The organism is Mesorhizobium sp. P2_D1 (genome assembly GCF_056404455.1).
The window spans coordinates 30,122-50,618 of sequence record NZ_JBFUDZ010000017.1; the positions used below are offsets into that span (position 1 = coordinate 30,122).

Annotated in this window: 19 protein-coding genes; 4 read left to right on the plus strand and 15 right to left on the minus strand. The window is 62.0% G+C overall.

Features of this window, described 5'->3' with window-relative positions; genetic code table 11:
- Nucleotides 1-3 precede the first annotated feature (3 nt).
- Both AC1D0I_RS14675 and AC1D0I_RS14680 read left to right on the plus strand, forming a co-directional pair.
- Nucleotides 4-636, plus strand: coding sequence for a Vgb family protein (locus AC1D0I_RS14675; RefSeq protein WP_477395924.1), 633 nt, complete (start codon nt 4-6; stop codon nt 634-636).
- 111 nt (nt 637-747) lie between these two features.
- On the plus strand, nt 748-1,578 hold the full coding sequence (locus AC1D0I_RS14680; RefSeq protein WP_477395926.1) for an aldo/keto reductase: 831 nt from the start codon (nt 748-750) through the stop codon (nt 1,576-1,578).
- Between the two features lie 50 nt (nt 1,579-1,628).
- Here AC1D0I_RS14680 and AC1D0I_RS14685 read toward each other — a convergent pair whose 3' ends face one another.
- Nucleotides 1,629-2,174, minus strand: coding sequence for an autotransporter (locus tag AC1D0I_RS14685; RefSeq protein ID WP_477395928.1), 546 nt, complete (start codon nt 2,172-2,174; stop codon nt 1,629-1,631).
- Between the two features lie 102 nt (nt 2,175-2,276).
- Here AC1D0I_RS14685 and AC1D0I_RS14690 point away from each other — a divergent pair, with 102 nt between their 5' ends.
- Nucleotides 2,277-3,029, plus strand: coding sequence for a GntR family transcriptional regulator (locus AC1D0I_RS14690; RefSeq protein WP_477395930.1), 753 nt, complete (start codon nt 2,277-2,279; stop codon nt 3,027-3,029).
- A gap of 19 nt (nt 3,030-3,048) precedes the next feature.
- Here the strand turns inward: AC1D0I_RS14690 and AC1D0I_RS14695 are convergent, their stop codons facing one another.
- Nucleotides 3,049-3,354: a hypothetical protein gene (locus AC1D0I_RS14695; RefSeq protein WP_095091288.1), complete on the minus strand. Its 306-nt coding sequence runs from the start codon at nt 3,352-3,354 to the stop codon at nt 3,049-3,051.
- A gap of 420 nt (nt 3,355-3,774) precedes the next feature.
- Here AC1D0I_RS14695 and AC1D0I_RS14700 point away from each other — a divergent pair, with 420 nt between their 5' ends.
- The gene (locus AC1D0I_RS14700; RefSeq protein ID WP_477395932.1) at nt 3,775-5,277 is read left to right on the plus strand and encodes a helicase HerA domain-containing protein; all 1,503 of its coding nucleotides are present in this window, start codon (nt 3,775-3,777) and stop codon (nt 5,275-5,277) included.
- Nucleotides 5,278-5,400: 123 nt separating this feature from the next.
- Here AC1D0I_RS14700 and AC1D0I_RS14705 read toward each other — a convergent pair whose 3' ends face one another.
- The 13 genes from AC1D0I_RS14705 to AC1D0I_RS14765 form a co-directional block, all read right to left on the minus strand.
- The gene (locus tag AC1D0I_RS14705) at nt 5,401-5,682 is read right to left on the minus strand and encodes a hypothetical protein (protein WP_477395934.1); all 282 of its coding nucleotides are present in this window, start codon (nt 5,680-5,682) and stop codon (nt 5,401-5,403) included.
- A 27-nt stretch (nt 5,683-5,709) separates the two neighbouring features.
- Entirely contained in the window at nt 5,710-5,868 is a 159-nt protein-coding gene (locus AC1D0I_RS14710) for a DUF1127 domain-containing protein (RefSeq protein WP_477395936.1), read from the minus strand.
- A gap of 131 nt (nt 5,869-5,999) precedes the next feature.
- Nucleotides 6,000-6,299 (minus strand): DUF4242 domain-containing protein, encoded by a 300-nt coding sequence (locus AC1D0I_RS14715; protein ID WP_477395937.1) that lies wholly within the window; start codon nt 6,297-6,299, stop codon nt 6,000-6,002.
- Between the two features lie 193 nt (nt 6,300-6,492).
- Nucleotides 6,493-8,292: a winged helix-turn-helix domain-containing protein gene (locus tag AC1D0I_RS14720; RefSeq protein WP_477395939.1), complete on the minus strand. Its 1,800-nt coding sequence runs from the start codon at nt 8,290-8,292 to the stop codon at nt 6,493-6,495.
- Between the two features lie 297 nt (nt 8,293-8,589).
- Nucleotides 8,590-9,660: an adenylate/guanylate cyclase domain-containing protein gene (locus tag AC1D0I_RS14725; protein WP_477395941.1), complete on the minus strand. Its 1,071-nt coding sequence runs from the start codon at nt 9,658-9,660 to the stop codon at nt 8,590-8,592.
- A gap of 3 nt (nt 9,661-9,663) precedes the next feature.
- Nucleotides 9,664-10,158 carry a Rab family GTPase gene (locus tag AC1D0I_RS14730; protein ID WP_477226802.1) on the minus strand — a complete coding sequence of 165 codons (495 nt, stop codon included), beginning with the start codon at nt 10,156-10,158 and terminating at the stop codon, nt 9,664-9,666.
- Between the two features lie 13 nt (nt 10,159-10,171).
- Nucleotides 10,172-13,147, minus strand: coding sequence for an OmpA family protein (locus tag AC1D0I_RS14735; protein ID WP_477395943.1), 2,976 nt, complete (start codon nt 13,145-13,147; stop codon nt 10,172-10,174).
- A gap of 94 nt (nt 13,148-13,241) precedes the next feature.
- On the minus strand, nt 13,242-13,907 hold the full coding sequence (locus tag AC1D0I_RS14740; RefSeq protein WP_095091773.1) for a hypothetical protein: 666 nt from the start codon (nt 13,905-13,907) through the stop codon (nt 13,242-13,244).
- 528 nt (nt 13,908-14,435) lie between these two features.
- On the minus strand, nt 14,436-15,422 hold the full coding sequence (locus AC1D0I_RS14745) for an ABC transporter permease (protein ID WP_477395945.1): 987 nt from the start codon (nt 15,420-15,422) through the stop codon (nt 14,436-14,438).
- Nucleotides 15,423-15,510: 88 nt separating this feature from the next.
- Nucleotides 15,511-16,485 carry an ABC transporter permease gene (locus AC1D0I_RS14750; protein WP_477395947.1) on the minus strand — a complete coding sequence of 325 codons (975 nt, stop codon included), beginning with the start codon at nt 16,483-16,485 and terminating at the stop codon, nt 15,511-15,513.
- Nucleotides 16,482-18,056, minus strand: coding sequence for a sugar ABC transporter ATP-binding protein (locus AC1D0I_RS14755; protein ID WP_477395949.1), 1,575 nt, complete (start codon nt 18,054-18,056; stop codon nt 16,482-16,484). Before AC1D0I_RS14755 ends, AC1D0I_RS14750 begins: the two co-directional genes overlap by 4 nt.
- Nucleotides 18,057-18,269: 213 nt before the next feature.
- Nucleotides 18,270-19,304, minus strand: coding sequence for an ABC transporter substrate-binding protein (locus tag AC1D0I_RS14760; protein ID WP_095091300.1), 1,035 nt, complete (start codon nt 19,302-19,304; stop codon nt 18,270-18,272).
- 163 nt (nt 19,305-19,467) lie between these two features.
- On the minus strand, nt 19,468-20,382 hold the full coding sequence (locus AC1D0I_RS14765; protein ID WP_477395951.1) for a sugar phosphate isomerase/epimerase family protein: 915 nt from the start codon (nt 20,380-20,382) through the stop codon (nt 19,468-19,470).
- Nucleotides 20,383-20,497 lie beyond the last annotated feature (115 nt).

A 20,497-nucleotide genomic window follows, 5' to 3' on the forward strand; every position in this document is an offset into this window, starting at 1 on the left:
GACATGAAACATTCAGCGGCCGAAATCCTGCGCGAATACGGACCCTTTCCGGGCGTCGACACCGTGCACGGGGTAAGCTTCGACGGGCGCAACGTCTGGTTTGCCTCCGGTGAGAAACTGAACGCCTTCGATCCGGAAAGCGGGCAGGCGCTGCGCTCGATCGATGTCGCCGCGCACGCAGGCACCGCCTATGACGGCCGTCATTTCTTCCAGCTTGCCGGGGATCGCATCCAGAAGATCGACCCCGACACCGGCAAGGTGCTGGCCTCCATTCCGGCGCCCGGCGGCGGACGCGACTCCGGGCTCACCTGGGCCGAAGGAACGCTCTGGGTGGGCCAGTACCGGGAGCGCAAGATTCACCAGATCGACCCCGAGACCGGGGCAATCCTGCGCACCATCGAATCCAACCGCTTCGTCACCGGGGTGACCTGGGTCGACGGCGAGCTGTGGCACGCCACCTGGGAGGGCGAGCAGAGCGACCTGCGCCGCGTCGACCCGCAAACCGGCAAGGTTCTGGAGAAGCTCGACATGCCGGGCGGCATGGGCGTCTCGGGACTGGAATCCGATGGCGGAGAACGCCTGTTCTGCGGCAGCGTATCCGCCGGGGTGGTGCGGGCGGTGCGCCGGCCGAGATGAGCTCGCAACCGGCGAATTCGACCGCCGTCGACTGGTCGTTGCTCCCTGTCGAACCTAGATAGGGCATGCGCCGGGCGGACCGCCCGGATCATCTTTTGCAAAGGACCAGCCATGCCTGAACAGATACCGTTGAACGACGGCTCCGCCATTCCCCAGCTCGGACTTGGCGTGTGGCAAGTCGACCAGGATATCACCGCCCGGGTGGTGGGTTGGGGGATCGAGGCCGGCTATCGTCTGATTGACACCGCCGAGGGCTATCGGAACGAGGATGGGGTTGGAGAGGCGATCCGCAGCTCCGGTGTGCCAAGAGGCGAGCTGTTCATCACCTCCAAGCTGCGCAACGGCGCACACCAGCGCGATGCGGCGCTGCGCGCCTTCGACGAGACGATGGAGAAGCTCGGCATCGAGCAACTCGACCTGTTCCTGATCCACTGGCCGGTGCCTAGCCAGGACAAATATGTCGAGGCGTGGAAGACGCTGGTCGAACTCAGGCAGGCCGGCCGCATCAAGTCGATCGGTGTTTCGAATTTCAACCAGGACCATCTGGAGCGGATCATCGGCGAGACCGGCGTGACGCCAGTGGTCAACCAGGTCGAGCTGCATCCCCAGTTCCAGCAGCGCGGTATCAGGGACTTTCATGCCAGCCACGACATCCGCATCGAAAGCTGGAGCCCGCTGGGCAGCGGTCGGCTGCTGAACGACCCGACCATTGCGGGCATTGCCGACAAGCATGGCAAGTCCGCGGCGCAGGCGATCATCCGCTGGCACCATCAGGAAGGGCTGATCGTCATTCCAAAGTCGATCCGCAGGGATCGCATAGCAGCCAATTTCGATGTCTTCGATTTCGAGCTGGATGCGCAGGACCTGCAGGCGATCCGGGGAATGGATTCGCCAAACGGCCGCACCGGCCCAAACCCCGCCACGGCGTCGTTCCTGTTCTGAGGGGAAGGCTCTCCCTTCCCCCCCTTGTTTGTGGGAGAAGGGCGCCTGCCTCAAGATCGCTCGATGGGCTGAGCGCCGGCCAGATAGCGATCGTTGTCAAACGGCTCGGCTTGATTGCTTTGCAGATCCCAGAGTTGTCGGTGGGTCGCCGGGAGATCGCCCAGATAGACATGAAGCGCGCCGGACCGTGCGCTGCCGGTGTTGGCGACCGAATGCACGGTATGCCGGGGCAGGTGCAGCACGGTGGGCGCGGTGGAGTCCTGCCGTCGCGGGGCATCGAGCTTGCTGGCGGCATCGGGATAGATGAAGTTCGTCTCGCCACCCCTGTAGATGCCGATCAGCGCGTCCATCAGGTGGTTGTGCGGCGGGTACTGCAGACTGGGCGACAGCGTGATGTGATAGATCGTCAAATTCCGGCTTGCATGGAGAAGCACCTCGTCGTCCTCTTCTTCATGAACGAGCACCCCCAAGGCATGGAGACGGTTCGTATGGTCGCCCAACACCGCCCTTATTCGTGCGAGGGGATCGGGACTTCCGGCAGCGTTGACGATATCATCGACAACCGCGTAGAGAGGCGAGCCAACCGGAACAGCCATTGCCAGTTATCCCTTTTGAGGTGACCAGATGATCATTCTGAGATGCTCAAGGCTACTTAAAGTCGATGGCGGCGTCAACCGGATCGCCAGAACGGAACAAGCATGACTCCTCGTGATTTGACTGCCGCATCGACGAAACCGGCACTGTCCACTGGCACGGCCGCGGCCCCGTCGACCGCCGATCTGCTGCGCAGCGAGCAGGCGTACGAGCAGGTGAAGAGCGACATCGTCGCCTGCGTGCTTCGCCCCGGTGAAACGCTGACAGAAAAGCAGATTGGGGATCGATACCTGATCAGAAAGGCGACGATCCGCGCGGCGCTGACCCGGCTGATGCAGGAGGGCCTGGTCAGGAGCGAGCCGCGACGTGGCTATGTCATCACGCCACTGACGCTGCGCGATGTCACCGAGATCTTCGATGTCCGCGGTCTGATCGAGCCGGAAGTGTTCAGGGTGGGTGCGTCGGGCCTCACCGAGCGCGGGCTCGAAGATGTCAGGCAGGCGGCCAGGAAGGTGCTGAAGCCGGAGACGCTGCGCAGCCACGTTGCATTCCTGGCGGCGGATCGTGCCTTTCGTCTTGCCTTGGCGGAGCTGTCCGGAAATTCACGCCTGGCGCAGTTGCTGGGCCAGATACTCGACCAGTCGGAGAGGGCTCTCCACCTCGGATTCAGGTCGCGCGACTTCACGCAGCTGATCATCGGTCAGCAGAAGGACCTGGTTCATGCCTGCGAGGTGAGCGACGTTTCCGGCATCGTCAAGCTTGCCCGATTGCAGTGCCTCAATCTCAAGAAGCAGGTGCTCGAAGCCCTGCTGGCGGGCGCCAAGCTCCGGGAAACCAATCTGCAAGACTTCGCTTGATGGCCCGAGGCTTCGCGCCTCAAATCCCCGAGCCGTCGAGCTGCTGTGCGTCGTCGCCCTCCCAGGGGGCCGGCATGGAGGCGCGGCTGAGATTGGCTGTCGGCAACGGCATCCAGCATTTCAGTTCCGGTTCGGCGTATTCGACGACGCGTCCCGGCGAGGAGTCCGACGCGCGCCAGCCTTCGCTGGCGAACTGGTCGGCGCGCGACCAATAGGCGAGGTCGACTTCCGCCGGCCCCTGTTCGGACGGGCGAACCGTGACCAGGATGCGGCTGCCATCCCTCGGCGCCGTCGACATGTGGCGCCACCGTTCGGGCTCGTCCATCGCTTTTCCTCCTCGCACTTCCAGCGTCGGCGAAGTGTCGCCTCGCGCTCCGGGGCGGTCAACCCAAAGTTTGCGCCAGCGGGCTAGTCTCGACGATGTCGGAACTTGGCGGGATCAGGCGAGGTTGGCGACCGACATATACTGCGAGAGGGAACTTGAAAACGTCGGTCGCCAGGGGGCGGTTGGGACGCACCACGTTGGGGACGCGATGCAAGGTCAGGCTAAGCGGATGCGGCGCGGCTTCAATCGGAACGCCGTCACATGGTGAACAGGTGGTTACTATCCACAGGGTTTCCTTGTTGTCGATGATCCGGAGACGGTTCCTTGGCCTGTGCGCAACACGGCGCGGGCGGCCATGCGCGCTCGACGGGCTGTGATCGGGTTGATAAGCCCGTCTGCGAAAGGAGCGCCTGAGTCGAGATGACCGTTGCGATCGAGATGGGACACACGACCGCAGGCGCCGCGGCGACGCTCGATCTCGAGGAGCTGCTGGCGACGCGCCTTTTGGTGCAGGGCAATTCGGGCTCCGGCAAGTCGCATCTGTTGCGGCGGCTGCTGGAGCAGAGCGCCCCCTGGGTCCAGCAGACCATCATCGACCCCGAAGGCGACTTCGTGTCGCTAGGCGACCGTTTCGGCCATCTGGTGATCGATGCCGAGGAGCATACCGAGCGCGGCCTGCAGAGCGCCGGCGAGCGGGCGCGCATCCACCGAGTCTCCACCGTGCTCAATCTCGAGGGGCTCGACGCCGAGAATCAGATGCGGCGGGCCGCCGCCTTCCTCGGCGGGCTGTTCGAGGTCGCCCGCGACCATTGGTATCCGATGCTGGTGGTGGTGGACGAAGCGCAGCTGTTCGCGCCGGCGGTGGCCGGCGAGGTTTCGGACGAGGCGCGCAAAATCTCGCTTGGCGCGATGACCAATTTGATGTGCCGTGGCCGCAAACGCGGGCTTGCCGGCATCATCGCCACCCAGCGGCTGGCCAAGCTCGCCAAGAACGTCGCTGCCGAGGCGTCCAATTTCCTCATGGGCCGCACCTTCCTCGATATCGACATGGCGCGCGCCGCCGACCTTTTGGGCATGGAGCGGCGCCAGGCGGAGGCATTTCGCGACCTGGAGCGCGGCCAGTTCATGGCGCTCGGTCCGGCGCTGTCACGCCGGCCGCTCGGCCTGCGCATCGGCCCGACCGACACCAGCCCGCGCAACGGCACGCCGCGGCTGATGCCGCTGCCGGAAGCAGCGCTGGAGGACGCGCGCGCCATCATCCTGGCAGCGCCGCCGCCCGAGACGGTGCGGCCGCAGCGCCGGTCGTCGCCGGACCTGCTCGATCAACTGATGGCGGCGAAGTCGGCGGCACTCGAAATCCGCCCCGAGCCGGTGGAGCCGCAAATCAGCGCGGAGGACCTGGCCGAGCGCCGCGAGCGTGTGGACCGTGTGCTGCGCGCCATCCTGGCGCAGCCCGACGCGGGCTTCCGTGTCATCGGCGTGCTTTATCAAGAGTTCGTGGTGCGCTGTCGCATTGAGGGCCTTGCCTCGGTGGTGCCCGATCTGCCGGAGTTCCGCCGCATGCTGACACGCGCCCGCGCCGGGCTCGGCTCCGACATGGCAGCAGGGGATGACGCCTGGCAGGACGTCTCGGTGCGCGCCTCGCTGCTGCCCGACGATATGCAGGGCGTGTTCATGATGATCGCCAGGGCGGCGAAGGAGGGCTGGCCTTGCCCGAGCGACGCTGCGATCGCCCGCGCCTATGGCTCCCATTCGCTGCGCCGTGCCCGGCGTCTCCTCACCTACATCGAGGAGCAAGGCCTCATCGTCTGCCAGCTCGACGGGGTAGGCCGGCGTACCGTGACGCTGGTCGAACTCGCCTGGGCAACGGCCCCGGGCGACCCCAACGCTGAGGAGGCGGAGCAGGGACACCTGGCGGTGTGAGGCGGCAGCCTCAGGTTTCCGGCCTGCCGCGAATTTGCGCCAGTGCCGACAGTCGCCAGCAACCACACGGTCCGAAACCATGCGCCTCATACTTGATGTCTCGGTTTCGAGCGCCAATGTCGTTCAAGAGTGGCCATTTYGCATGCGCCCGCCGGCATTTTCCCGGCGAGAGTATGACCGCAGCTTGACGTACCGAGACGTCAAGATGCGGCCGATCTGGATGAGGTTCAGAAGTACAAAGAAAACATTCCAGCCGACCACGTTCATGAGCGGCGCCGGCTGGCTGTAGAAATACACGGCGAGACAGATTGCTGCTGCAGTCGTCAGTATCCGCAGCCGCAAAATATCCAACGTGAAGTAAGCGACCACATACATGATGTTCGCCATGTTTATAAGAATTTCCATTTTCCAATTCCATCTAGTTGCGAACGATCAAATACGATCGTGCTTCAGATGCTCTCGAACGGCATACGAGATTGCATCGCGTCGAAGGCCTATGTCCTTCAGGATATGGTCGGGCAGAGCGCGCAAAGCCCTCTCGGTTCTGCGAGCCTTCAGCCCAATCGAAACATGCTTGAGGTAGTGAAACATTGTTTTCTCCACGTGTTAGGATTAGGGGCGCTGGTATGCGGGCATGCCGCCTCCAAGCGCCGTCTGTTCATTGCCTTTTGGTTGCGTGATGCTGCCCCACGCTGAAGACGTGAGGCAGCAACTGGACTCCGTCAGGCGGCTGCTGTTGAAATCGGATCGTTTTGAAGGATGACGGTGTCGGCCACCGGGTAGAATTCCTCTCCCGGCATGCCGACGCGCTTGGCGTGATCCCGGATGGCCTCGCCGTCTTTCGCCTCGTAGATGCAGAAGGTGCCGATGCGCCCATCGGGTTCATTCACCACGTAACTGCGGATCCAGCGGACTTGGCCCGGCATCTGTTCCTTGGCGACCTTCGCTGATTTCGCGCCGGCGGCTTCGAGTTCCTGCAGAGATGCCCATGCGCTAGGGCGACGGATGACATAGAGGCTCACGATTTTTCCCTTTCGCTATCGCGCCGACCCATTGTCGGCGCCGCTGGTGCCATGCGTGTCTGCATGACGGGGAAAAATTACCTGCTGAGGGGACTGACCGTCCTTATCTCGAGCTTATCTTTGGCTGATCTTCGCCCTGGCTCGGCGGCAAGAGCTGATCCGTAGCCCATCGCGGCAGGCAAGCGAGCGGCGTTCAGGTGATGAGCTCTTGCCTGGGGCCATCGATGAGCGATTGGCTATCGGGCAAGAGGCTGTGGCGAAGCAGTGCGGCTTCTTGGTCCAGGCGCTGCGATCCCAGGTGACGAGCCGATCTTTCTGCCGCCGTGATTTCTACTTTCGCGCCGCTGACGTCGCCCGAGCCGAGCAGAGCTCTTGCCAACTGCAGGCGGATCCTCGCCGCATGATAATCGACACCGGCGCTTGTCCAGAGTTGCCGGGCCAACAGCAGAAGGCGATTTTTGTTCGGGTCGTCTGGCTTGCAGAGTGCAGCCTTTGTTTCGGCTATCAGCGCCTGCGTCGCCGGTTGTCGCCAGCGTTGTGGTTGTGCATCGATTTCGGTCAGATAGATTGATGCTTGGTTCGAGCGTCCGCCGCGTGCTGCAATGCAGGCTGCATTGACCAACAGGTTTCCTCGCCGCTGAAGATGGAACCATGACACCCCTTGTAAGACACGGTCAATCGCAGCGAGCGCACCTTCCAAGTCGCCGGTTTCGAACAACAGCAAGGCATTGCCCGGCTCCGCGTCCCAGCCGAGTGCATAGGCCTGATCGTAGTCAGCTCGCGCCGACGCGAGATCGCCGATCATGGCGAAAATATCGCCACGGACCCGAAAGCCCTCGCCAAGCGACCACGATTCTTCTGCAGAAAGTTTAGGAAGCGCCTCATTTATGCAAGCCAGGGCCTCAGGCAAAATCTGTTGCGCCGCAACCACTTCGGCACGATGAAGGTCACAGGCTCCCGATGTTTGGGCAAAGCTTGCGGTACACCAGCTTTCAAAACCTTCGCTCCACTGGCGAGCACGCGACCAATCGGCGAAGGTCCTGCAGCTCCAGAGGATGTTGCAATAGACCAGGCTACCGGTGATCGGGTCCACCTGGCTCGACAACGCGATCGCCGCCGCATGGTTTTGCTGCTCGTTGCCCTCCTCGATCTTGCCAAGCGCCAGATTGTAAAATCCCTTGTAGGTCAGGGTCAGGGCTCGCAGGCCAGGGTCATCGCAATGTTCAGCTATCGAGTGGGCGGCCGAAGCCAACTGAAGCGCTTCCTCAGGGCGGCCGCCTGAGGACGCAAGACGCGACTTCATCCATAGCAGATACGATTCCGTGCTCGCGTCCTTGGACTGAGAAAGAAGCGAAGCAGCACGTTCCAGCCATCCCTCCGCAACGGCAGCCGCTCCCCGTTCGGCTTGGATCTTGGCAAGTGTCACAGCGGATCTGGCGGCGCGCGCTGAATCCCCAGCCTCGATATGAGCAGCAACGGCGCGGGTCAGCACAGGGATCGCCTCGGTCGGCCGCCCTCCGCATTCAACGACCAAAGCCCAAAGATCGATATCCGCCGGAGAGAGAGCCTCGATATCCGCAAGACCTGCGAAGAGCTTTGCGGCCGCGCTCCAATCGCGTGCCGACGCTAGCCTGCGAGCCTGCCCAAGGTTGTCGTCTCCCGCGAACGTGGCAGGCCGCACGTAGCCCAATCCTGGCTCATCGATTGCGAAGCGATAGCCGTGGCGGACGTAGCTGTGTATCGCTTCCTGCAATCCGCCCGCTGCAAGGGCCTTGCGTGTAAGGCTAACCACCCGTTGAAGCGAAGCTTCTGTCACAATGACATCCGGCCAAAGAGCGTCCATCAACTCCTCTTTGGGTACAACTCTGCCTGCGTTGCGAACCAGATATACGAGCAAGTCAAAGACAAGCGGCTGGATTTTCTGCCCAACGCCCTCCAGGGACAGTTTGCGGGCAGCTTCATCAAGTTCGAATTGTCCAAACGAATGGTGCATCGCCGTCTTCCGATGCTGCAGTCTACCTTATCGATCTCAGATATGGGAGCGGCCCCGTTCTAGTTGACGGCAACCCGACTTAAGCTTGCAAAGAGAAGCGCCCGTGACTGTCATTCTTTTGGTTCACGGAGCGTGTCTTGCCGGGTGGGCTTGACGAAAGATGCTCAGACAATCCGAGATCACCCAGGACACACCTTTGGCGGTCGCACGGCGGTCGACTGCTTCGCGCACCCTCTGTGGACATTCACTGGCTTGAAATGAAAAAACGCTGCAGGGTTGGCACTGCTCAGCGGCAAATCAGGCCCGGAGCCGCCACATGCGCACACGACCTGTGCCCCGCAATTCCGTTTCCTCGAGTGGGTCGCAAGCGAAATCTGGTCCAAGCAGTGTGTGAGTTGCATCCGAAATACGGATTTCATCGGGCTCGGCGGACGTTTGAATCCGTGAGGCGAGATTGACGGTGTCGCCCCACAGGTCATAGGCAAACCGCTTTTTGCCTATGACGCCGGCGACGATCGGTCCGGAGTGAATTCCAATTCTCAGTCTTAGCGGCTCTCCCGCGAACCGTTCGCGCCGACCCGCCTCGCGCAGTTCAAGTGCGTAGTGCGCAAGGGCTTCCGCATGATCGGATCGCGCGGCGGGCAGGCCGGCGACCACCATCACACAATCGCCGATCGTCTTGATCTTTTCGCAGCCATATCGTTCCGAGAGCTGATCCGCCACCTTGAAAAAGTAATTCAAGATAGCGAGCGTCGTCACGGCTCCGACGCTTCGCGCTCTTTCCGTAAAACCGACGATGTCGGCAAAAAGCACACTCACCTCCGCGTGGTTGTCCGCAATCTGTTCGTGCGCCTTTAGCCGCTCCGCGATCGACGCCGGAAGAATATTGAGGAGCAGGGTTTCGGCGCGCTGGTATTCACGCGACAATCCCTCCTGGCTCTCCCTCAACGCCTCGTTCGTCGATCGTAATTTCTCGTTGAGTTGACGCTCCCTCTCTTGCAGGAGCGTCATTTCATAAGCCTTCTGTTGAAGCCGCTGCCTGTTGTCGCGTTCGGCGGTGGCGTCAAGAACGAGCAGCCACACGCAGTCATCGTCAGCAAAAAGATGAAGGTCCGCGACACGCCCGCCGGGCAGTTCGACCATGGCCATATGAAATGGAAGCTCCGGGCAAGGCAGCAAGCCTTCCATGAATTCAAGCTGGTCGCTAACTGGTTTGCCGATGCGAAGTGATGAGAGCCCGTAGTGCTTAAGGTTGCCGCCCTTCGCAGCGATGGAAAGCTCCGCGTCAATTTTCAGATATGCGACAGAGTGCTCACGGTAGAAGAAGTTGAAAATCCAGCTTCTGACTTCTCTTGGCAATCCATGCATGGTCTATTCGGTGACCATCGAAGCAAGCTGACGAAACGCGTCATCGACACATTCACCCGAAAGCGCGCTTGTCAGATAGATTTGCCATCCAAGTTGCCTCAGTCCGTCAATCTCACTATCCGGTATTGCCCACCGATCGGCCAGATCGGATTTGTTGAACAGCAACACGAACGGCATAGGCCCGAATTCGGCCTCGACCCGCTCGCGCAGCGTGAGCGCCACGGCAAGAGTGGCGGCGCGGGTTCCATCGACGACAAGCACGAGCCCGGTCGCACCTCGCACATAGCTGACGCGGAATGAGCCGATATCGTCTTCGCCGGCCAAATCCCACAAAATCAGATCCACGGTTTTGTCCGCGAGTACGACACTCTTCTTGTCGATTTTCACTCCCACCGTGGTCAAGTAAGTTTCCGAAAAGATGCTTTGCACGAACCTGCGCACCAGGCTCGTCTTTCCGACAGCGAAGCCGCCCAACATGCAGATCTTTTTTTGCAGCATCGTGGGCCCCGCCCTAGTCCAGGTTTACCGTAACCGAAACCCGACGATTGGTGGAGCTCCCAGTTTGAATATTTTCAGGTACCAACGGCTCGAAAGTGCCCGCGCCCCGAACCAGCAGCAGTTCCGGAGGGACGCCGCGCTTGTTGAGAAGCGCGCGAACTGTCTCGGCGCGGGCGGCGCTGATCGACGCGTTCGCCGTCTCACGGCCAGTGGCGTCCGAATGCCCGGTTAACATGAACCGCGCTGTTACGCCTGACTTGCGGGCATTCTGGGCGAATTCCTTTATTTGATCCGCCAACCTGTCGAGAACCGGCACCTGCTCTGGTCCCGGCACAACTTTGCCGGACGAGAAGAAAATATCGGTCGTCTGGATGGCTTCTCTCAAATAATTAAGTTCTGCAAGGTTCAGCTCACGCAGCTGCGAGACATCCAGAACCACTCCGTCCGCCGAAAGTTGCTCGGAGGCGGCCTGCGCCCGGGTGATCCAGGCGGCAGGAGCCTCACCCACGACAACGATGCGACCCTGGACGATCGAAACCTGAACCGATTTCGGCGGGGTCAGCGACGCCGTCAGCCGCTTCACCACGAACTTCGGATCAAGGCTCTGATAGAATTGCCACTGTGAATGAACGCGGGCAGGATCAACCTCCGTTCCGGACAGCAGAGCTTGCGGGTCGGCGGCAAGCGGGTCTCTCAGGCCGGAAATGTAGAAATGTCCACCCCTCGCTGTTTGTTGGGCGACGATGATTCCCGGTTGAGCCTCAAGTCGCGACACATAATATTGCCAGTGCTCTGCCGCTCGTGCGTCGGGGCTCACATCACGAACCTTGGAGATGTCGAATTCCGGTCCGCCTGCCGAAAGCTGTCGGGCTGCTGCGCGCGCCTTGTCTATCCAGGTGTCGGGAGCCTCACCCTCGGCAACGATGCGATCATTGACGATTGAAAGTCGTACTGTATCCGGCGGATACAGCGACGCTGTCAGCCGCTTCAACACGAACTCCGGCTCAAGGCTCTGATAGAATTGCCACTGCGAATGAACCCGGGCGGGATCGACCTGCGTTCCGGACAGCAGCGACTGCGGGTCGGCGGCAAGCGGGTCTCTCAGGCCGGCAATATAGAATTGGCCATCGCGTATCTTTTGATCTGCAACGATGATGCCCGGCTGGGTCCCCAGTCGCGACACATAGGCCTGCCAGCGCTCCGCCTCGCGTGCTTCGGGGCTTACATCGCGGACTCTGGAGATATCGAAGACCGGCCCGCCTGCCGAAAGCTGCTGGGCCGCGGCCTGCGCCCGGTTGATCCACGTGTCGGGAGCTTCACCCTCGGCAACGATGCGATCATTGACGATCGAAAGCCGTATCGAATCCGGCGGAGCCAGCGACGCCGTCAGGCGCTTCAACACGAACTCCGGCTCAAGGCTCTGATAGAATTGCCACTGCGAATGAACCCGGGCGGGATCTACCTGCGTTCCGGACAGCAGCGACTGCGGGTCGGCGGCAAGTGGGTCTCTGAGGCCGGCAATATAGAATTGGCCATCGCGTATCTTCTGATCTGCAACGATGATGCCCGGTTGGGCCCCCAGTCGCGACACATAGGCCTGCCAGCGCTCCGCTGCGCGTGCTTCGGGGCTAACATCACGAACCTTGGAGATATCGAAGACCGGCCCGCCTGCCGAAAGTTGTTGGGCGGTGGCACGCGCCCGGTCGATCCACGTGTCGGGAGCCTCACCCTCGGCAACGATGCGACCGTTGACGATCGAAAGTCGTACTGTATCCGGCGGGGCCAGCGACGCCGTCAGCCGCTTCAACACGAACTCCGGCTCAAGGCTCTGATAGAATTGCCACTGCGAATGAACTCGAGCGGGATCGACTTGCGTTCCGGACAACAGCGACTGCGGGTCGGCGGCAAGCGGGTCTCTCAGGCCGGCGATATAGAATTGGCCGCCGCGCATCTGGTGTTCCGCAACGATGATGCCCGGCTGGGTCTCCAGTCGCGACACATAGGCCTGCCAGCGCTGCCCGGCTTGCCAGGAAAGAAAGAACCAACCGCCTGCGGGTACCAAAACCAGCAGGACTGCAGCCACCACCAGCCACGGAAATCCCTCGTTTGAATCCTCGTGCTTCAGTTCAACACAGGTCTGTAGCTGCGCCTCTACGCCGGCCAACTGCGAACTGTCGCCGTCAAACTGCTCTAGAGCTTCTGAGCTCTCATCGTGGATGCGAAGCAGTACGTCGCGAATTATTTCATGTAATTCCTCTGGCGGATTTCCGCGGATCACCGCAACCAAGGTCGCAAACGGTCCAACTTCCGACCAAAGACGAAGCTCCCCGAAACGGATAGTGTCCAGTCCGCTCTGTTCTTTCTCGTTGAATGAGTCCTTCACAAAATCTTGAATTGCACTAAGCATCGAAGAAATTAGTTGAGGGTCTTCGCTCGTTGCATTTTCGGCGGCTACATGTGTAATCAATAGCCCGGAATTGCGGTTAATGAGAAAGACATGCTCTACTTGATAGGAGAGGGAATGCTTAAGGACAACTTCTGAGAAGCTCGTTCCTGTCCTCCAAGCTTCAAATCTCCACTTAAGTCCATGCCAGGTAAATATATGCCTTAAAGATTCGTTCAGCGACTGAAAGGTCTGGTCGATCTTTTCGCCGATCGACTTGCGAATAGCCGGCAGAAACACCGGGTATAATATATCCGTCAGCGTGCGCGGGTTCTTCTGGATGGACCGTCGCACGGCCCGCTCGACAACTGGCGCAAAGGCCTCGCCGAGTTGCGCATGAGACGCCGATGCGGCTGCGCTGGGGAGAACGTCCCCCACTGCGGCCGCAAGCTGCTCGGGTTCGTCGAGCAGGTGCGTAACGCGTGAAAGCTCAGAAATTTCGCGGCCGACCAGCAGCTCGCGAAGTGTGTCCATGCGATGGTCGGCGGCTGGAACGTCGAAATGCGCATGATTGTCCGGATCGACGTTCCGGGCAATTTCGACCAACAGCCTAGCCAGAGCCTCGCGATCAATCTCGGTATCGTTCGAGGCTGTACTTTGAGGAAGGTTGACTGGGTCGACGGTTGACGTCAAATTCCGATCAACTCACTTTCCAGCTGCGTTCCGAGTTGTTCTTGTTACCTACGGGATCCTGATTCAGACATTTTGCAACCTCGACAAACAGGCCAGCCAAAAGATTTCGGTCGGTCTTGACGTTGCTAAGATCGGAGAACATTTTCTCCATGATCATCTGAACGGTTTCATTCTTTTGCTTGATATCCTCACGCAGCGAATGATCATTTCGATTCATCCGATCCGCAACATCGCGCTCAAGCTCGCTCAATTGATCCGACAACGCGCGCACCTGCTTTTCAAGTGCCTGATTTTGCTCGCGAAGGTTCCGGTCAATCTCCTTGTCGGCCTCGGCTCGTGCGTCTTTTTCGTTCCGCAATTGCGCCGCAAGCGATTCGACCTGCTTCTTTGCATTTGACTCGTACATTTCGAGATTGCGCTTGGCCTCGGATTCGACATCCTTGAAGCGCTGCAAGAACCGTTCTTCAAGCTTGGAAAACCGGCGGTCATAGTCCTGCATCTGGTTGCCGAACAGCAGATCGCGTATCTTGTCGACACCTACAGCGTCGCCGGAGCCTCCGCCCTCGCGAGCCTGGGCCGCCATGAAGTTCAGCCCGTTACCCTCTGCATTACCCATCAGATTTACGTCCGCTTTAACTGCTGGAGAAGCGGCATTCGCAGATTCCTTGGCCATCTTTTTGCCCCAATTGCCATAGTGCAAAACTCGGAAACAGATAAATATGTCAGTAAATTAGCAAGGCTGCAAGCTAGAATCTTCTTAGCTTAAGCCGATCCCAGCGTCCCCTTTTCGCCTCTTGGACCAGCAACAAAGGCACGAGTTCCGATTGGTGTCACTCTTGTATTTCTTTGTAGTGGCGGCCAAAACCGGCTAAGCCAATCGCCAGTTGGATGAAGTCTACTTGCCAAGGGAGTGAGACAAAGTCGGCTATAGCTGCTGGAGCGCAAATGAGCTTCCAAGAGTCTTTCGATCCATCGCAGCTCGCTGACATGTCGGCTCGCATATACTGCGTCACATCCAGCTGTATACTGCGACCACCGGCTTGCGATGCGGGCCCAAAGCTGGAAGGAAGGGTCTTCTTTCGGGACGGAGAATGGCTGTTCGAGAATGCCGGGGACAGCGACCGTTGTCGGCGGCAAGGCTGCCTGTTGCCTCTGTGGCCGAAACGCGGCGCGAAGCGGAAATTCGCTTCCGCGCCCACCCCTACCTTTCCTCCACAATCCTTAGATACGCCGCCGTCACGAACAGCACAATCAGCCCGAACAAGATCCGCCTGGCCCCTTCCGGCATTTGCAGGATGGTCAGCAGCGTCGTCAGCACGGTGAGGATCAGGGCGCCGATGATGGTGCCGGTGTAACCGCCGCGGCCGCCGAAGATCGAGGTGCCGCCGATCACGGCTGCCGCCACCGAAGGCAGCACCAGCGGTTCGGCGAGCGACAGGGAGGGGGCCTTGATCAGGCCGATATAGAGCAGGCCGGTGATGCCGGCGAGCACGCTGGAGATGACGTAGAGCGCCGTGATGACCTGCCAGTATCGCACGCCGGAGAGGCGGGTCGCGCGCTCATTGTCGCCGACGGCGTAGAGCAGGCGGCCGAAGCCGGTGCGGCTCAAGGTGAAGACGATGAGTGCGGCCAGCGGCACGAACAGCAGCAGGGCGTTGGGTACGCCATATGTCAGGCCGGTGCCGAGCCAGGCGAGGAAGTCTGGGATCCTGGCGCCCGACGCGATCACCGTGCGCTGGTAGACCTGCAGGCAGCCGGTGCCGATCAGGCTGGTGCCCAGCGTCATGATCAGCGGATGGACGCGGAAGACGCCGACGCCTATGCCGTTGACCAGTCCGATCAGCACCGCCGGCATCATCGCCAGCGCGAAGGCCACCGCCGGGTCCTGGTTGACGATTTGCGTGGCCATGATGAAGGCGCTCATCGTCGCCACCGTGCCAATCGACAGGTCGATGCCGCCGGTCAGCATGGTCATGGTCTGGCAGCCGGCGAGGATCGCCAAGGGAATGGCGAATTTGATGGTGTTGGCGATCCAGCGTTCGTTGACGATGCCGGGGCGCAGGATCTGCAGGATCACCACCAGGATGACGAGCAGGATGATCAGCGGGATCAGCGGTCGGTCGGCCATAAAGCGCTTTACGCGGCGGCCGAAGGGGACAGGTTGGGGAGAGATCGCGGTTGTGCTCATGACGCTCGTGCTCGCGATTGGTTTCGCCCGATGTTGGTTCGGTTGACGGGAGGGGATAGTGCTCCACGACGCCCCATTTCATGCCCGCTCATGACTGCCGGCTCCGCATGGTGATGAAGGCGCCGAACATCACCACGGCGACCATGATAGCGCCTTCGATGATGGCGGTGACGTTGGGGTCGATGGCAAGCAGCGTCAGGTCGGTGCGCACCAGCCGCAGCACGAAGACGGCGACGATGGGGCCGAGGAGGCCGCCTTTGCCGCCACCGAGTGCGACGCCGCCGAGAACCACCGCCGCGACGCTGGCGAGCAGATAGGGGCCGGGAATGGGCGCACCGATGCCGGTGCTCATGGTCAGCGCCAGCCCGCCAAAAGCGGCAAACAGGCCCGACAGCGCATAGGCGATGATGCGGGTGCGCGCCACCGGGACGCCACTGCGGAACGCCGCCAGCTCGCTCGAGCCGATGGCATAGATGGAGAGGCCGAGGCGTGACCGCCTGAGCGGTATCCAGATGATGCAGAGGCAGACGATGAGCAGCAGCAAAGCCTTGGGCAGCCAGGCATCGATGCCGTCGGGCAGGCCGGGTATCGACACCGTGCCCGAGATCAGCGCCTTCAGCCATTCGGCCGCCGCACCGCCCGGCGCATCGAGCACCAAAAGGGCAGCGCCTTGCAGCACGAACAAAGTGGCCAGTGTGACGACGATGTCGGGCACCCGGGTGACGACGATCAGCATTCCGTTGATGGCGCCGAGCACGAACCCCACGGCGAGCACGAACGGCACCACGAACAGCGCATATTCTTCGCTGGCGCCTGACATCATCGAGGCGGCGGTGACGCTGGTCAGCGCCATCATGGCGGCGACCGACAGGTCGATGCCGCCGGCGATGACGACGACGGTCTGGGCGGCGACCGCGAAGGCGTAAGGCAGCACGGCGCGTACGAGCGAGCCGAAATCGCCGCTGCCGTAGGCCGGCTGGATCAGTTTTGTGATGACGAACAGGACGATGAAGAGGACGAACAGGCCGGCGACCCAGCCCTGGCGGCGCAGGAAGTGGCTCATGGCGTCGCCCCCGGCGTGTTCGAATCCGAGGAACTCGCGCTCTCGGCGGAAGAAGAGTGGGGATCGGCCAAAATGCCGATGTCGGCCTTGGCGCCGCGCGGCAGGCCGTAGGCGGCGCGCATCAGCGCCGGCTCGTCGGCCTCCTCGACCGCGAAGATGTCGACGACGCGGCCCCCGAAGATCACGATGACGCGGTCGCAGACACGTTGCACCTCCTCCAGTTCGGAGGTGTAGAACAGCACCGACTTGCCGTGGCCGGCGACCTCTCGCAGCAGTTTGTAGATCTCCTGCTTGGTGCCGACATCGATGCCGCGCGTCGGGTCGAAGCACAGCAGGGTCCGTGTGTCGGCGGCGATCCAGCGGGCGATGGTCACCTTCTGCTGGTTGCCGCCGGACAGGCGCTGCACTTCCCCCTGCGCGCGGGTGTCGATCTGCAGCCGCTCGATGGCGCTGATCACCTTGGCGCGCTCCTGTCGCATGGCAATCGGCCCCCAGTTGCGCAAGGCGGCACTGAAGGGCAGCGCGATGTTCTCGCGCACCGAGCGCTGCATGGCCAGCGCCTCGGCGCGGTCGCCTGGCACATAGGCGAGGCCGGCGCGGATGGCGTCGATCGGGTGGGAGAATTTCGCCGGCTGGCCGTCGACCTCTATTGCGCCGCCCGATGGACGGATCGAGCCGGCAAGAGCGGCGAACAGCTCGTCCTGGCCCTGGCCTTCAAGCGCGACGACGCCGGCGACCTCGCCATCGGCGAGATCGAAGGAGACGTCGTTGAGCTTGGTTCCGACGCGCAGATTGCGCACCGCCAGCCGCGGGCGGGCAGGGGCGACTGCGGCCTTCTGGCTGGCGCTGCGGGCGGCGACATGGGTCTTGACGATGCGTGTGCCGAGCATCAGCTCGACGATCTTTTCCTCGACGCCGGGCACGATGTCGACGACGCCGACGGTCTCGCCGTCGCGCAGTACGGTGGCGCGGTCGCACAGCGCCGAGATCTCGACGAAGCGGTGGGAGATGAAGATCACCGCGCGGCCGCTGTCCCCCTGGCGGCGCACCACTTCCAGCACCTTTTCGGCAAGGTTGGCGGGCAGCGCCGCCGTCATCTCGTCGAGCAGCAGCACGTCGGGCTCGACGGCCAGCGCACGCGCCAGGTCGAGCACGCGCAGCACGGCCAGCGGAATGTCGCGGGCGGTGTCGCGGATATCGAGATCGGGAATGCCGAGTTCGCGCACCCAGGCGCGGAACGGCTCGACCGGCGTGCCGGTCAGCCTGAGATTGGACAGCACGTCGAGATCGGGGATCAGCGACGGCTCCTGGTAGACGGGCAAAAGGCCGGCGCGGCGGGCGGCGGCGGGCGAGCGTATGTCGCGGGCCTCGCCACGGATCAGGATACGCCCGGCATTGGCAGGAATAGCGCCGGTCAGGATCTTCACCAGCGTCGACTTGCCGGCGCCGTTGGCGCCCATCAGCGCGTGCACCTCGCCTGGCAGCACCGAAAGCGATGCGTTGCGCAGCGCGGCAACGGCGCCGTAATTCTTGGCGACGCCGGTGGCGTCGAGGAGCGGGTTGCTGGTCAAATCCGGAGGTTCTCGGGTTGCGTGCTCGGATCACTGCGAATGTCAGCGCCGCCCCTCACTGTCCTGCCGGACATCTCTCCCCCTAAACGGGGAGAGAGAAGCTGTCCGCAACGCCGGCGACGACGTCCCTCTCCCCGTCTCTATACGGGGAGAGGATGCCGGCAGGCAGGTGAGGGGCGGCGCCGACCGACGGCCGTTAGCGAAAGCCCAGACTTACTCGCCCGGGCCCTTGCAGGCGACGATCTGGTCCTTGGTGTAGGTGGTCCAGTCCGGGATCGAGATCGAGACCGGCCATTCGGGGCTCAGCGACGGGTCGGCGGCGGCCTTCAGCTTGGCCTTGCCTTCGTCGGTGGCGTTCTCCCACAGCTGCGGCTCGACCAGCACGGTCTGCTGTGCCGGCTTCTTGCCGTCGAGGATCTGCAGCGCCAGCGTCACGCCAGCGCCGCCGATCGAACCGGGGTTGGTGACTGCGGCGCCGACGAGACCCTTGACCGAACTCAACTGGCCGACGAAGCCGGCATTGTCGGCACCGACGATCGGCACCAGCGGCGCCTGCGACTCGACCAGCGCGTCGACGATGACGTTGTCGATGCCGGAGGTCCAGATGCCGTTGATCGGCGTTCCCGTCGAGAGGAAGGAAAGGATCTGCTGCTTGGCCTGGTCCTGCTGCCAGCCGGTGAAGACTTCCTGTGCGACCTTCACGTCGGGGAATTCGGCCAGCGCCTTCTTGAAGCCCTTGTCGCGGTCGCTGTCCGCAGACGCGCCGGCGGCACCGCGCATGTAGAACACTTCGCCCTTGCCGCCCATCTGGCCGAACAGCCATTTGGCGCCGAGATAGGCGTACTGCTCCTGATTGTTGGAGATGATGTAGGCCGACGGTTCGGTGACCGCCTGGTCGACGGCGACGACGACGATGCCGGCCTTGGTGGCTTCCTCGAGGCCCGCCTTGATGCCGGCCGGATCGGCCGGGTTGACGACGATGGCGTCGACCTTGGCGCTGATCAGGTTGCGGATGTCTTCGAGCTGGCCGGCCGCATCGGTGTTGCGGTGGGCGATGTTGAGCTTGGCGACCTCGCCGGAGGCCAGTGCCTGCGCCTTCATGGCGCAGACCATCTCCTCGCGCCAGCCATTGCCCTGCACGGTGTTGGAGATGCCTATGGTGTATTTGCCTGCGGCGGACGAGGCGCCCACTGAGGCCAGGAAGGCCGCGCCGGCAAGTAGCGGGACCATGGTCAGATATTTCTTCATTTCAGACTTTCCTCCACATTGTTTTTCAGTTCAGTTCCAAGCCGTTAAACCGCGTCGCGCAGAAAGAGATTCACGCGGCGCGCCTGAAGTTCTTGTGCTTGTTCCATGCATGTCGTTGTCCCAAAATCGCTCCTCCGCGCTTTGGGCGACATGCATTGCGCCGTCATTTCACGAACGGACGCAGCACGTCGCGGGCAAGCAGAAAGCCCCGCTTCACCTGATCGTCGCTGCCTTCAAATCGCCTGTCCTCGTGTTCGATGATGATGGGTCCGTCATAGCCGGCCCGGTAGAGGCCGGAGAAGAAGCCGCTCCAGTCGACATCGCCGAGCCCCGGCATGCGCGGCACCTGCCAGCCTATGCCAGCCGAGAGGATTCCGCGCTCGTAGAGTCCATCATGATCAATCATCAGGTCCTTGGCATGGGCATGCAGCATGTAGGGGCCGAATTCCCGGATGAAGCGGGCCTGGTCGATCATCTGCCAGACCAGGTGCGAGGGGTCGAAATTCATGCCGACATCGCCGCCCCACGCTTCCAGGATGCGGCGCCAGACCTGCGGCGAATAGGCGATGTTGTGCCCGCCCGGCCACTCGTCATAGCTGAAGATCATCGGGCAGTTCTCGAAGGCGAGCTTGACGCCATGGCCGCGCGCATGGGCGACGATTTCGGGCCAGACCTTGAGCGCCTCCTGCCAGTTGACGTCGACGGTCTTGGCGGCATCGCCACCGCAGAAAGTGTTGACGACAGTTACGCCCATATTGGCGGCCAGCACGATCACCTTCTTCAGATGGCCGATGACAGCCTCGCGGTGGGCGGCGTCGGGGTGCAGCGGGTTGGGATAGTAGCCGAGGCCGGAGACCGAGAGGTTCTTCTCCGCCAGCGAGGCGACGATCTCCCTGGCCTGCGCGGCGGAAGTCGAGGCGGCGTCGATGTGGCTGGTGCCGGCATAGCGGCGGCTGGCGCCTGACGATTTCGGCCAGCAGGCGATTTCCAGCGCCTCGAAGCCGACGGAGCTTGCCCAGCCGGCGACCTCGCCAAGCGGCGTCTCCGCGAAGGGTGCGGTGAGCAGTCCAAGTTTCATCATGCCTCCCCTGAGCAGTTCATCGTTTCACGGAACGAGGAACCGTTCTATCCCTTTGTTTTTGACGCAATTCCGGGCGGAAAGCCGTTTCACACTTTTCCTGGAATTGCTCTCG

Bases quoted from the DNA above. Each gene is read 5' to 3' on its own strand.
- AC1D0I_RS14740 (WP_095091773.1), bottom strand. From the start codon at position 13,907: ATGGCCAAGGAATCTGCGAATGCCGCTTCTCCAGCAGTTAAAGCGGAC.
- AC1D0I_RS14745 (WP_477395945.1), bottom strand. From the start codon at position 15,422: ATGAGCACAACCGCGATCTCTCCCCAACCTGTCCCCTTCGGCCGCCGC.
- AC1D0I_RS14685 (WP_477395928.1), bottom strand. From the start codon at position 2,174: ATGGCTGTTCCGGTTGGCTCGCCTCTCTACGCGGTTGTCGATGATATC.
- AC1D0I_RS14720 (WP_477395939.1), bottom strand. From the start codon at position 8,292: ATGCACCATTCGTTTGGACAATTCGAACTTGATGAAGCTGCCCGCAAA.
- AC1D0I_RS14680 (WP_477395926.1), top strand. From the start codon at position 748: ATGCCTGAACAGATACCGTTGAACGACGGCTCCGCCATTCCCCAGCTC.
- AC1D0I_RS14700 (WP_477395932.1), top strand. From the start codon at position 3,775: ATGACCGTTGCGATCGAGATGGGACACACGACCGCAGGCGCCGCGGCG.
- AC1D0I_RS14760 (WP_095091300.1), bottom strand. From the start codon at position 19,304: ATGAAGAAATATCTGACCATGGTCCCGCTACTTGCCGGCGCGGCCTTC.
- AC1D0I_RS14730 (WP_477226802.1), bottom strand. From the start codon at position 10,158: ATGCTGCAAAAAAAGATCTGCATGTTGGGCGGCTTCGCTGTCGGAAAG.
- AC1D0I_RS14675 (WP_477395924.1), top strand. From the start codon at position 4: ATGAAACATTCAGCGGCCGAAATCCTGCGCGAATACGGACCCTTTCCG.
- AC1D0I_RS14725 (WP_477395941.1), bottom strand. From the start codon at position 9,660: ATGCATGGATTGCCAAGAGAAGTCAGAAGCTGGATTTTCAACTTCTTC.
- AC1D0I_RS14710 (WP_477395936.1), bottom strand. From the start codon at position 5,868: ATGTTTCACTACCTCAAGCATGTTTCGATTGGGCTGAAGGCTCGCAGA.
- AC1D0I_RS14750 (WP_477395947.1), bottom strand. From the start codon at position 16,485: ATGAGCCACTTCCTGCGCCGCCAGGGCTGGGTCGCCGGCCTGTTCGTC.
- AC1D0I_RS14695 (WP_095091288.1), bottom strand. From the start codon at position 3,354: ATGGACGAGCCCGAACGGTGGCGCCACATGTCGACGGCGCCGAGGGAT.
- AC1D0I_RS14690 (WP_477395930.1), top strand. From the start codon at position 2,277: ATGACTCCTCGTGATTTGACTGCCGCATCGACGAAACCGGCACTGTCC.
- AC1D0I_RS14765 (WP_477395951.1), bottom strand. From the start codon at position 20,382: ATGAAACTTGGACTGCTCACCGCACCCTTCGCGGAGACGCCGCTTGGC.